12 protein-coding genes and 2 other RNA genes are annotated in these 12,963 nt (G+C 34.8%); 2 read left to right on the top strand and 12 right to left on the bottom strand.

Annotation, left to right across the window (positions count from 1 at the left end; translation table 11 throughout):
* Positions 1-15 precede the first annotated feature (15 nt).
* The 4 genes from deoC to VXM77_RS04305 form a co-directional block, all read right to left on the bottom strand.
* The gene (deoC, locus tag VXM77_RS04320; protein ID WP_161830808.1) at positions 16-678 is read right to left on the bottom strand and encodes a deoxyribose-phosphate aldolase; all 663 of its coding nucleotides are present in this window, start codon (positions 676-678) and stop codon (positions 16-18) included.
* A 235-nt stretch (positions 679-913) separates the two neighbouring features.
* The gene (locus VXM77_RS04315) at positions 914-1,999 is read right to left on the bottom strand and encodes an AI-2E family transporter (RefSeq protein ID WP_161830807.1); all 1,086 of its coding nucleotides are present in this window, start codon (positions 1,997-1,999) and stop codon (positions 914-916) included.
* Positions 2,000-2,238: 239 nt separating this feature from the next.
* The gene (locus VXM77_RS04310; protein ID WP_161830806.1) at positions 2,239-3,270 is read right to left on the bottom strand and encodes an RnfABCDGE type electron transport complex subunit D; all 1,032 of its coding nucleotides are present in this window, start codon (positions 3,268-3,270) and stop codon (positions 2,239-2,241) included.
* Positions 3,271-3,461: 191 nt separating this feature from the next.
* Entirely contained in the window at positions 3,462-4,223 is a 762-nt protein-coding gene (locus VXM77_RS04305) for a tRNA threonylcarbamoyladenosine dehydratase (protein WP_161830805.1), read from the bottom strand.
* Between the two features lie 417 nt (positions 4,224-4,640).
* Here VXM77_RS04305 and ssrS (VXM77_RS04300) point away from each other — a divergent pair.
* Positions 4,641-4,831: non-coding RNA, 6S RNA (ssrS, locus tag VXM77_RS04300), on the top strand.
* A 118-nt stretch (positions 4,832-4,949) separates the two neighbouring features.
* Positions 4,950-5,139: non-coding RNA, 6S RNA (ssrS, locus tag VXM77_RS04295), on the top strand.
* Positions 5,140-5,211: 72 nt separating this feature from the next.
* On the opposite strand, the gene VXM77_RS04290 is transcribed toward ssrS (VXM77_RS04295), so the two are convergent.
* The 8 genes from VXM77_RS04290 to VXM77_RS04255 form a co-directional block, all read right to left on the bottom strand.
* On the bottom strand, positions 5,212-6,060 hold the full coding sequence (locus VXM77_RS04290; protein WP_262953513.1) for a beta-1,6-N-acetylglucosaminyltransferase: 849 nt from the start codon (positions 6,058-6,060) through the stop codon (positions 5,212-5,214).
* Positions 6,061-6,070: 10 nt separating this feature from the next.
* Positions 6,071-6,541: a PssE/Cps14G family polysaccharide biosynthesis glycosyltransferase gene (gene pssE, locus VXM77_RS04285; RefSeq protein ID WP_161830803.1), complete on the bottom strand. Its 471-nt coding sequence runs from the start codon at positions 6,539-6,541 to the stop codon at positions 6,071-6,073.
* The gene (gene pssD, locus VXM77_RS04280; protein WP_161830802.1) at positions 6,538-7,002 is read right to left on the bottom strand and encodes a PssD/Cps14F family polysaccharide biosynthesis glycosyltransferase; all 465 of its coding nucleotides are present in this window, start codon (positions 7,000-7,002) and stop codon (positions 6,538-6,540) included. The genes pssE and pssD overlap by 4 nt, the downstream gene beginning before the upstream one ends.
* Before the next feature lie 14 nt (positions 7,003-7,016).
* Entirely contained in the window at positions 7,017-7,991 is a 975-nt protein-coding gene (locus VXM77_RS04275; protein WP_262953515.1) for a glycosyltransferase, read from the bottom strand.
* 9 nt (positions 7,992-8,000) lie between these two features.
* Positions 8,001-9,572: an O-antigen ligase family protein gene (locus VXM77_RS04270; protein ID WP_161830800.1), complete on the bottom strand. Its 1,572-nt coding sequence runs from the start codon at positions 9,570-9,572 to the stop codon at positions 8,001-8,003.
* On the bottom strand, positions 9,562-10,749 hold the full coding sequence (locus tag VXM77_RS04265; protein WP_338507231.1) for a glycosyltransferase: 1,188 nt from the start codon (positions 10,747-10,749) through the stop codon (positions 9,562-9,564). The genes VXM77_RS04270 and VXM77_RS04265 overlap by 11 nt, the downstream gene beginning before the upstream one ends.
* A 39-nt stretch (positions 10,750-10,788) precedes the next feature.
* A complete protein-coding gene (locus VXM77_RS04260) occupies positions 10,789-11,757 on the bottom strand; it encodes a glycosyltransferase family 2 protein (protein ID WP_161830798.1) in 969 nt (322 codons plus the stop codon).
* A gap of 175 nt (positions 11,758-11,932) precedes the next feature.
* The gene (locus VXM77_RS04255; protein ID WP_161830797.1) at positions 11,933-12,931 is read right to left on the bottom strand and encodes a glycosyltransferase family 2 protein; all 999 of its coding nucleotides are present in this window, start codon (positions 12,929-12,931) and stop codon (positions 11,933-11,935) included.
* Between the last annotated feature and the right edge of the window lie 32 nt (positions 12,932-12,963).

Here is a 12,963-nt window from a genome sequence, read left to right as displayed (position 1 = left end):
ACTTATGTATAAATTTTAGTATGCTGTCGTATTATCTTTTCCTTGAACTAAAGCAACTCCACCTGAAGTACCAATACGGTTTGCTCCGGCTTCTACCATCGCTTTCATATCATCTGATGTACGAACACCACCAGCTGCTTTTACACCTACAGTTTCTCCAACTGTTTGACGCATTAAACGCACATCTTCAACAGTTGCTCCGCCAGTTGAGAATCCAGTTGATGTCTTCACAAAGTGGGCACCTGCTTTCACTGACATCTGGCAAGCTTTTACTTTTTCTTCATCTGTTAATAAACAAGCTTCAATAATTACTTTAACTAGTGTACCGTTGGCTGCATCAACGACACTTTTTACATCTTCGTACACTAATTCCCAGTCACCATCTTTCGCTGCACCAATATTGATAACCATATCAATCTCAGTTGCCCCTGCTTCAATGGCACACTTTGTTTCGAATGCTTTAACTTCTTTAAACGTTGCCCCTAAAGGAAATCCAACAACTGTACAAACCTTTACGTCTGTTCCTTTTAACTGATCGGCACATAATGAAACCCACGTTGGATTTACACAAACAGAAGCAAAATCATGCGCTTTTGCCTCTTCACATAACGCTAAAATTTGCGCCTTCGTTGTTTCAGGTTTTAAAACAGTATGATCGATATATTTACTCGCCTTCATAAGGTACCTCCTCATTACATTGATCAAAAACGATCTAAGCCTTCTTTAGTATAGCTGAAGTTTGAAAGATTATATCAAAAAATAAAAATATTCTTTGTTCTGTTCATTTTCCCGTCTTTTAAAATAAAAAAAATGAAGACGTCTTACAAACAACACACGCTTCATTTTACCAAAAAACGTTTTATTTTAAAACAATTATTACAAAATAATTACAAAATCCGCCTAAGTCTTCCACCTATTTAGTTCCCCGTTTTATCTGAATCGCGTACGTCACTAACGTCCGTCCGACAAGAAAGACAGGAATTGCAAAAAAGATTCCCATCAGACCAAAAAAGCTTCCCGCAAGCATCATTAAAATCATAATAAACAGGGGGTGCATATCTAAATTTCTACCAATAATAAAAGGTTGTAAAAAATTCCCCTCGATTGCCTGTAAAATTCCTAAAATAATAATTACAACAATGACCTTATTCCACGAAATAGACAATGCAAAGATAATAACTGGAATCGCACCGATAAATGGTCCAATGAACGGAATAAAATCGGTAAGACCGATTAAAAACCCAAATAATAAAGCATAATCAATGCCTGCAAACATTAAGAGGACTGTTGCAATCAAAGACACACAGACCATCACTAAAAAGACCCCTCGAATATATTCACCTAGCGACCGATCTAAAAGTTGTGAAATTCTCACGACATGAGGACGATATTGACTAGGAAAAACACCGACCAATCCTTTAACTATTTTTTCATAATCCTTTAAGAAGTAAAATAATGCAATTGGTACGATGACAATAAACATGAGCGAACCTATAATGGAGAAAATCAAATTAAAGGTAAAGCTACTTACTTCCTGAATATGTTCAGAAATTGCCCCCATCCAAGAAGGATACTGACTAAAAAAGAACTCACTTAAATGAAGCCCCATCTCATGATCAAAAAGAAGTAATTGATTTTGAATGGCCGTTAAATAGGTCGGTAAATTTAAAATTAAATCATGAACCTCACGTATCAATGTTGGCAAAAACCAAGAAATACCTCCATATAATCCCCCAAAAACTCCCCCATAAAATAAGGTAACTGAGATTACACGAGGCAATCGTAATCGTTCTATCCATAAAATAAGCGGATGAATTAAATAGGCCAGTAAAAAGGCCACGAAAAATGGAAATAGACTACTAAATACTTCTCCCCAAATTTTTTTCCATACGGCGGATGTCTGAATGAATAAAAATAGGATTACTAAACTGACTAAAAAGGCCACTGAATATAAAACATAACGTATCATCCGATGATGTTTATTAAAAAATTCATCCATCTCTATCACCTCATTAACTCAAATCATTGCTACCCTTGTCTTTATATTATAAGTTTATCAACCTCAATTATGCTTATTTTTCTCTATATCCATAAATATCTCGTTTACTAAGGAGCACAAGCTCTTCCGATAGTCGTAAAAAAAATTTCTACTCCATTCCCTTTTTTAATAAACATCCTTATTAAAAAGGCCCCACCTGGTAAAGTAGAGCCTTCATCTAAGTTTCAATGGCGGTGTCCTCACCCCAACCGCTTCATTTGACCGACTAAAAAAACAAGTCCTTGTAAGAGCAGAAGCACCAAATAAGGAGCAATGACAAAGTGTACAAAATAACAACCAACAGCCGATAACACCGCTGCACCTACCACATAAATATATTTAAATGAAACAATTCGAGAAAAGGTAACCGCATCTGGTAACAGAAAAATCCCACTTAATACGATCGATCCATTCAGTAAAAAAAGTACCGTCAACCAAAGGGGTTGTCCGATTAAGATTCCCATTAATCCACCCGTTAAAATGTAGCCTAAAAAATAAACGACGACAACCCGCCACTCAATGACGCGGCGTCGCATTAAAAACAAGGCACTAACACATAACGGAATAATTAACGTATAACTCATTCCCCCTTCAAATAAACCAAAAATAACATTCGTCATCGAATAATAATGCTGTTTAAAAGCAGTCAATGATGAATGAAGCTCATAGACGGTCGTCCTATATGGGGCTGTCAATGAAGGTGAAATATCAGTTAATCCTAAATTATATTGAGTTGCCATAAGGCCAATTACACCTACTACATAAGCAATCAAGACCGGGTGAAAGGTATAATAGGAATATCCATGACGGGTATTTTGTGAAAAAAGGGCAACAACTGTTATGGCCACACAAAAAACAGAAATAGGTGCGTCTAAGGAAAACATTAAAATTAATAACATTGTGTTTAAAACCGTTGGCCTATGAAGTGGAAAAAGTAATCCTTCCTTTAATTGGCGCGGAAGTGTTCCCACTAAAAAAGCAGCTAACCAGTCTATTAGAAACGCATAACCCACAATCCCCCCAAACTTCACAACGTGTACTTTTACTATTTCAAATGCTATCTTTTGACCTAACTGGCCAATCGTGGAATAATAAGCAAATTCCACAAATATCCCTAATAGAATTAAAAGAACAGTCACCATTAAAAAATGTTGCGTTTGGCATTTAACATAAACACGTCGCTCTTCATACTCCTTGGCTTTTTTCTTTATAACTTCTTGAATCCTTTTCATGTTCGAATCAACTCACTCCCTTTTCAATCCATTCAAAATAATTATATTCTATCACGTTAATCCTTTTTTTGGTATATAAGTTGATGACTATTTAAAAAAAGATTAGCATGGCTAATCCTTTTGAATAAATCTTCTTTCAATCATCAATGGAGACTCCTCATCTAACTTAACTTATTTACATAAAGAAGCCCTTACTGTCCTTTACGTTGAATCGGAATAGATTTTGTTAATTCTCGAACCACATAACTTGCTGCAATCAACCCTGCAACACTTGGAACAAAAGCATTTGAAGCAGGCGGTAATTGTTGTTTACGAACTTCGCTCTCCTCCTTACCAACAACTTTCAACGTGTCTTCTCGACCAATAATTGGACTCTCTGTTGAATAAATAACTGGAATTTTCCCACTGATCTTTTCCTTCTTCAATTTTGTTCGAATCACCTTAGCGACTGGATCATACGATGTTTTCCAAATATCTGCGATTTCAAACCGTGTCGGATCCAATTTATTAGCGGCTCCCATTGAAGAGATAAATTTAATCTTACGTCGCAAACATTGCTTAATTAAGTGAATTTTGAACGTAATCGTATCTGAAGCATCAACGATAAAATCAATCGGATAGTCAAAAAGTTGCGGTGCTGTTTCCTCATTATAAAACATATGGAGTTGAACCACACGGCAGTTTGGATTAATCTCGGCAATTCGTTCGGCCATCACTTCAACCTTTGGTCTTCCTACCGTCTTAAGTGTCGCATGAATTTGACGGTTCACATTCGTTATATCTACTACATCCTTATCGATTAAAATGAGGGTTCCAACTCCTGTACGTGCCAATGCTTCCGCGGCAAAAGAACCTACACCACCAATACCTAAAATCGCAACTGTACTATTTTTTAAAATTTCTGTTCCCTCGGGACCGTAAACTAATTCATTTCTAGAAAATTGATGTAACATATTTGTGATACTCCTTACGCTTCTATTTTTATAAACCGATTATACCGTTATTATCTTCAAATTACTACATATATACAAATAAATCGTCTCATTTTTCACCTTCTTTCTTCTTGTAAAACAGGATGGCCTCACCCACACTAAATAGTTCATCATTTTTTTTATTTTTTTATCATAAAGATGTATTATTTTAAAAGACTCTGCTCATAATAGTATTGTCAAGAAGAGAAGTAAATAGACAGTGAGTATTTATTGAAGTTAAAATACTTATATTTCGGATTTAGAGTATGCAATATCAAGTCGCTGCCTATCCAATAATTTTATATATCGTTGATATGTTCAATTCATTATTGCCCTTCTTGATGACGTATATTCTGAATTTCCCTACGTGGATTGTAACGAATATACTCTTCTACTTAATCATCCCTAGATTGTGCGTATAGTGATTAGTTGTTGAATCCGAACATCTCTGATAAGGGAATCTGGCGTTCTAATATGGTGTTGAATGCTTAACCACTTCTTTGGTTAAGACTCCTAATATATTAGACAGGATACCCACCTGCTACCTTAGCGGGTTTTTATCCTAACACTTACGGCAATTTGGGCCCATTAAGTTAAGCACGAGAAATAATTCTCGTGCTTTTTTTAGCTTTCTTGAACCCTCTATAAAATCATTTATTTATATCTGTAAACTCTTGTTTTTTATCTCAGAACATGATAGAATTTAAACAACATCTGAGGTATGCGTAAGGTGATTAGTTCTTTAAATCCGAACACTTCTGATAAGGGAATCCGATTCGCTAATACCGTGTTGAATGCCTAGCCTTTTCCGCCTAGGACTCCTAACGTATTAGATACGATGCCCACCTGCTAATTTAGCGGGTTTATATCCTAACACCTACGGTACTTCGGAGAAAACACAAGCCCCGGCTTGTGTTTTTATTTTATCTAAAAAAAGAAGGTATCTGTCTAAATGACGATACCTTCTTTTTTATTTTATCTTACAGTAAACCCAATCAATAATCTCACAATCGACATCACTATCAAACTTGCGAGCAAATAATTCTGGACTATCGAGCAGCAAATCGGCATCTGACATCGTATACGTCTTAGGATTAGCGCCACCATCCCATTGAATTTCCCGAAGTGTTCGATTAATCACACTCTCTTTAAAGGGTGAATTTAAAATAAGGGTCTGTATAAAGTGCTCATCTGCACAAATCGTATGTTTAAACTGGCGAATAAACTCCGGATGTTGTTGTAAATAATCAAGCACATACGTCACACAATCACCCGATAATGTAAACCAGTTTGCCCCCTTGTAAACAGTAAACCCCTTTAAGTTAGGACGCATCGGAAATCTTTTATACAGGGAGGAAAGGAACGCATTCACCTTGGCAAGCGGACGAGCACGATTATATTTACAATCTGTTAATAGATAATACCCCTTCACCCGCCAATAATCCTGATTTTTACGAACCTCTAAAAATTGATGCCCAACATATTGTTGAAGAAAACGTGTAACCTCTTCCTTTGATTTAATAAATAAATCTTGTCCACTAATTAGGTGATAAAAATCATACGTTTTTCCTCTGGTTTGTTTTAATAACGCCACCATCGCTAAAACCTGAGAATAACCACCCCAATGAATACTAATTCGTTGTTTAACAAAAAATACATGAGGATTTTCATTAAAATATTGACTTAACGAAACAAACATCTCCTCACTTTTTTGATCAATGTGAACATAGACCTGATGGTTTTCATCGGCAATCCATTCAATGAGCCGCTTCGTTTGCTCTTCATTTTTGTGTGCCATCATTAAAAAAGCTTGCTTCATTTTTCTCACCCTATTTTAAATATTTATCTAATCGTTGATCAATGAGCGATTCCATATTGCCCTTTTGTTGAAACTTTGCTGGCGTAAATTTTTTAGCACGCTCATACAACTCAAGAAAGTCCTCTCCGTCATGGTAAGTTAAAATACAGCCAAGTTCCTCTAATTTATTTGCCAACTCAATTTGATGGTCGTTTACATGCTCCTGGTATTTTTTCAACCGCGGAACAGCAATAATTCTTTTTTGACTTTTCACACCTTGTAAAATCGAACCTGCCCCTGCATGCGTCACAATCAGATCAGCTTTCTGATATAACTTTTCCATCTCATCATTTGACGTAAAATCAAATAATTTCATTTTATTCGTTTTGTACTGATTATGCCCGGCTTGCACCACGACTTCTTCCTGATCGGCTACCTGTTCAACTAAACGGAGTAATCGCGTAAAATCTTGCTTTTGAGTTCCACATAAAACTAAAATCAAAATAAACACCCTCCTACAATAGCATTCGGATAAACTTCTAATAATTCTTCCCATTGAATATAAAAATCCGTCGCAATCTTATACATCAATTTTCCACTCATTGACGGGCTATGAACATTGGCAACCGTTTCAATATAGATAACCTTCCGTCCGAATAGACGACCATAAACACACATCGGAATAGTTGAATGAACACCCGTTGAAACAATTACTTTTGGATTGTACTTCATAAAATAAATAAATGAAATGAGCCAAACGTAGAGATATTCAAAAATATAAATCCAACCATCATTCTTCGAACAATACATTAAATACTCAGTTGGAAAAACACTATCCTGAGAAATCTTCGTTTTCTCCGTGACAATCACGCCGTGATATTTTTCGATTAAATGACTTAACTGCAACAGCTCCGTATAATGGCCGCCTGCACTTGAACAAAATAAAACTTTTCCTTTTTTCACGTCTAATCACCGCATTATTTTTTAAATTTAACCTTCGTCAGATAAATGACCCTTGATAACATCTGATAAAACAATCGATTCGTACACTTGTAATATAGATGTTTTTTATCTTTTTTACTCATAAGATATCGATTTTTCTTCCAATTGGGAAAACATTCATTTAACAAACGCCATCCCTCGTTTAAAATCCGCTCTCGGTCTTTTTTATCTCCTATTTGAGACGCCCTTAAAAATGAACTTCCTAAAAAATACTTTAATGTTAAATATTCGAGCTCCTCATGATATTCTTCCTCAAGACCATGACACTTATAAAAATCAAAAATATCATAAAAAACAGTTAACATATCGCCCACTTTTGCATTTTGCGTATAAGTAATCGAATCTTGTCGTTGAACATAGTAAACAAGGGGTTCGGAAACATAAGCTATTTTTTTTATAAACGGGGCTACCCGGATGGAAAAGGAACTATCTTCATACCTTAATCCAACTGGAAATTCAATTCCTAATGTTTCAAACCAACTTCTTTTATAGAGCTTATTCCACACCGTAGGCATCATCTCAACGAGCATCTCTTTTGAATGATGGTAAGGTCCATCTATTTGACGCTTGAGTTGATCGGGGTATGCCCAATAAAAATCACACGTCGTTACCTCAGCATCCGCCTTCATCGCCGCGTCGTATAGCTTTTCAAACATCGTCTCATCTACGTAGTCATCACCATCAACAAACCCAAAATAATCTCCACGCATATGTTTCATTCCATAGTTTCTTGCATCTGATAATCCACCGTTTGGTTTTATTAAACTTTTAATCTTATTTGGATAACGTGCTTGATAGCGTTCAATAATCACATGCGATTCATCAGGAGATGAATCGTTAACAACAATAATTTCAATATCTTCGAGCGTTTGGCGAACCAACGATTCTAAACAACGCTCTAAATAGTTCTCCACATTATAAACGGGTACAATGACACTTACCTTGGGCATGATTTCACCTTATCTTTCTATATTAACATTTTTTACAGAAGTACATAAAAATAAGGTCATCGCAATAAATCCTAAATATAAATTGGTAAATAGTTCATCTATTACATGACCACTATAGTAAGCAGCTCCAAGCCCAACCCCTACCGATAAAAGAAGCATTAAGTTACTAAACTTAACAACCTTCTTAAACTGGAGTAATGCTCTAATGGTTGAAAGGAACACCAGTAATAAATAAGGACCAACAAATAAAATAACTCCAACGAATCCCATTGTATAAAGTTGGCGCCATCCATCTTGTTCAAGGATCAATTCTCCTTCACTCAATCTCGAGAAGCCCATTCCTAACATTTTTTCTTTAGTATCCATCATATCCCATTTATACTCTGCAAATAATTTTTGTAATTTTCGTCCATCGCTTCGCTTTTCAAATGGTTCATTTAACACAAAGTTCCAAAATTCTGGATCAAACTCAATCGGATAACTTTTATCGTAATAAATAGATGGGAACGTAAATAAATATGAGTTTTCCCTCAATACGGCAATCAACACAGCGTCTTTTCCCTCTTTATCATCGACGTGTTTTTGAAGTTGCTCCACTTGATTTGACATTTGGTTAATTCCGTCGGACTTCTCTTCTTCTTCCTTTAAATTTTTAATTAATTGCGTATTACTCTCCTGATATTTAATGGCTGGCGTATACGGATACACAACAACTGTTAGAGCAATCATCGCAATAATAATCATAAAAAACTTTAATCTAAAGGGGTTTAACCTTAAAACACTGCATCCAATATAACTAAACAATGCCGCAATAGCAACTAAAACAACACCGAGTGTAGCCACGCGTGTTCCGATCATCATCATACAAAGTGAATGTAACATGATGAGTAAAACAATTGGCCATTTTCGTTTCATCTCGTATAAAACCTTATACAATAACGGCAATAACATAAATAATAAGGCCCCTAACACGTTGGCCGCAGGGTACCAACCTTTTGACATAAGTAACTTAGGATCTAGTCCCTCACGATAACTTTCCGTAAACCACGAAATAAAGTTAGCTTCTGTCATTCCACCATAACTTCCTAGTGAAACATGAAAAATATTCGTTATAAAGATAACAGAACATGTAATAAGTGAGACACTGATCACTAATTTATTAAGTGTCTCTTTTGTAAACTGGGCTAAATATGTGCAATACATCATTAAAAAAGGCAGCACCAGAATTAAAATGTATTTAATCTCTATTTTAAAGTCAGCCCTAAAATTAGCCGGTAAATGAATATCTAATTTTTTCATTCCAATAAGGTGAAAAACTGAATAAATTCCAATGACAAGAGCACAACCCAATAGGAATGGAAAAGATTTCTTCTTATTTTTATCAATAAAAAAGAACCCTATCATTGCTAAAACTGGAAGGCCTAAAAAACGAATAATCGTTGATGGAACGATAAGCCCATATCCCTTTAAAAAATCGTTTGCAAGATAATCCAGCTCAAGAATGGGCTGAATCACTAACAATACAAATACCGCTACTGAAAAAACCTTAACTCTATCCATTTCTCTAAACCTATTTACCATATGTCCCCTCCACTAATTGATTAAATTGATCAATAATAACACTGTTTTTATAATGATAATTTTCTAAATTTTGACGCATTGCGGTTAATAAAGACGGATTTACTAACACATTTTTCATTGCCTCATAAAATTTTTCCTCATTATTTTCTGTAACAAGCCCATATTGATCTCCTTTTAATTGTTCTTCGATTCCTGCAACCTCAGTTGCAATAACAGGCGTTTTGCAAATAAATGACTCAAACACAACGGTTGGTAACCCCTCATACCTTGACGGAAGTAAAAAACAGTCAGCAAGCTTAAAATAAGCAAATGGATTTTCCTTAAATCCAATGAGTTTGAAAGTTTCTTGACACCCAAACTCTTCTATTGCTTGACGAAGTGCCGCTTCATCTTCACCACTTCCAATAATCATAATCTGATGATCAAACCCCTCACTCATAAGCCTACGGTGAATGTTAATTAGGCGATCGTACCCCTTTTGTTCAACCAATCGACCAACACTTATAAATGTTAACGCGTCACCTTTAAATAATTTGACATATTCCTGTGGTACTTCTTGTTTTGATTTTTCTTTAATCATTTTTTCTTGAATGACGTTATGAATGACTTTAACCTCTTCTTTTAAACCAAAAACCTCTTGATAAGATTTCGCTGCAACCCTTGAAACAGCCACATTTTCATCGATCAATTGTAACACCTTTTTCATTAAAGGCATATGATTGGCTGAAAAATTTTGTTTTTTATAGTCTAAATGAACCCAATTAATCTTTTTACGACTATTCCCATATGCCACAAAAATGGTACAAAAACCTTCCTTAAATGCGATTTCTACATCGTAAGAATCTAATTTCATTTTTTTCCGCTCAGCCTGAATTTTTTTACCTATGCTTCCCGTCTTCATTAAAAAAAATAAATATAATTTATTTAAAATTAAACGAAGATTTTTACTTTTTATCACCTGATTTAATGGTTGATCAATGACCTTAAAGAAAGGCGACCCCTCAATAACACGAATGTTCGCTGGAATATCCTTTAACATCTCTCCGTGTTTATGTAAGACTAAAACATCTATTTCATGAGAGGTGTTTGCCCCTAATTCCTGCAATAAATTATTTAATACTCGAGAGACGCCTCCAAGTGTCATTTCATCTGTTACAAATAAAATTTTCTTTGACATCGTTTCACTTCCTATCTTTGATTTATGACAAGGCGTAGCCTATTTCAATTTCTTTTTTAAGAAGTGTTTACCTGCTAATAACCATCGAACAATAAAAAATAATTTATACTTATACAAAGTTAAAATTAGACGATCTTTAAAAGAATACGTTTTAACATATTTATTTTTTAACCAATTTGGGTAATATTCATGCATAAAATCAATCGCTCGATTTAAATACTCCCCTGCATCTTTCACATTTAGTTGACGTGAACACCCATAAAATATTAAATTTTTGATGTATAAATATTCCACTTCTTCTTGATAATCCTCTTTAAAATGTTCTTTAATTAAGCCAAGTGCCGTATAGATATCCAAGCTTTTTGTTGAATACGTGTTCATGATGGATCCTTCACGTTGAAAGTACTGATAAAAAGGTTCATTAATCTTTACAATCTTAGAAGCGTTAGCTAAAACCATCGGGATACAACCTAAATCCTCATACCATATTCCGACTGGAAACTTAATATCTTCGAATAATGATTTTTTAAATAACTTATTACACGCACTGTTGTCAATCGTCAATAAAGAGGGATGAGTCTTCACACTTCCAGACTCAAAGTTCCCACAAGATACCGTCTCAATTCGCCCCCCGTCATAGACATTATTAAGATCACAAACCACAATATCCGCTTGAGTAGATAGAAGTAATTGATACATCTTCTCGCACATGTCGTGACTAACCCAGTCGTCACTATCGATAAAGAGCACATATTCTCCTCGAGCGTAATGAAGACCGTGATTTCGGGCATCCGCTAGCCCTCCATTTTGCTTAATGATGGAGATTACCTGCTTAGGATAATCTTTAACAAATTCATCAATAATCACTTGGGATTGATCAGGACTTCCATCATTGACACAAATAATTTCAATTTCCTTCATCGTCTGATTGACTAAAGAGTTTAAACACCGAGCAAGATATTTTTCTACATTATAAATTGGAACGATAATACTAATGATTGGATTCATTCTTTTATCCTACACTCCCTTCATTTACAACAGTTTTTTTAGCTTACCTACAATCAAGCAAAACTCACTTAAATAAGAGGTCGCATCGACTTGTTTTATTGTTTTGATTAAACAAGACTCCGTATTCCTGACCTTGTCTTATATATACTCTACTTACAACTATATTTCCGATGAACTAGGACCTAACCGATTTCACTTTATTGACGGTATGTTGTTTAATAAACAAAATGGTTTTTAAAATGAGAAAATGTTTGTGATACAATAACTTGAACACTACCTTTTCTTTTTTAGATTGTTTCTGAATATACGGGTTCTCAACCCATTTTGGAAACTTTTTATTCATATAAGAAATCGCCTTTTTCAAATAAAGGTCACCATTCTCAAACTTTCGCCAATTCAAAAGACTAGTTAAAATAACGTGTTCAACATAAAGGAATTCTATTTCATCCTTATATTGATCGTAATATCCATTTGATTTATAATAGTCCTCTATAAGCTCAAGTACTTTATAAATATCTAATACTTTTTCATTTAAGGTTGCCATAATAGACCCTTCACGTTGAATATAGTGAACAAATGCTTCTTTAACATGGGCAATTTTATTCGTATTCATGATAAGTCTTAACGTCGTTGCTAGATCTTCATACCATAATCCCTTTGGATAACGGATATCTGTCTTTAAAAATAAATCTTTTTTATATAATTTATTCCAGGCAGATGGACCGCTTAACAACACGTTCCTCATAAAGTCAGTAGATTCCTGTCTTATCCCTGAAATATACAGACTTTCTTTTTCCTTCGTCTCCCAATCCATGACAAAGTCACAGATTACTAAATCAGCCTCTTGCTCTCTCGCCGCCCTATACATTTTTTCAATCATCTCAGGTTCAACCCAGTCATCACTGTCAATAAAGGCAACGTAATCTCCCGATGCAAGATTTAATCCATAATTTCTTGCATCACTTAATCCCCCATTTTCTTTTAAATAACCTTTGACAAGGTGAGGGTATTTTTCGACGTATTCATCAACGATTTTTTGTGATTGATCAGGACTTCCATCATTCACACAAATAATCTCTATTTCTTGAAACGTTTGTGACACTAACGATTCTAAACACCGTTTTAAGTATTTTTCTACTTTATAAATAGGAACAATAATACTTACTTTCACCATTATAAAAGCTCCTTTAACTCTATCATTTTTAT

It is taken from the genome of Turicibacter sp. KK003 (assembly GCF_037014675.1).
Lineage (GTDB): Bacteria > Bacillota_I > Bacilli_A > MOL361 > Turicibacteraceae > Turicibacter > Turicibacter faecis.
This window is presented reverse-complemented; position numbering and strand designations above follow the sequence as displayed.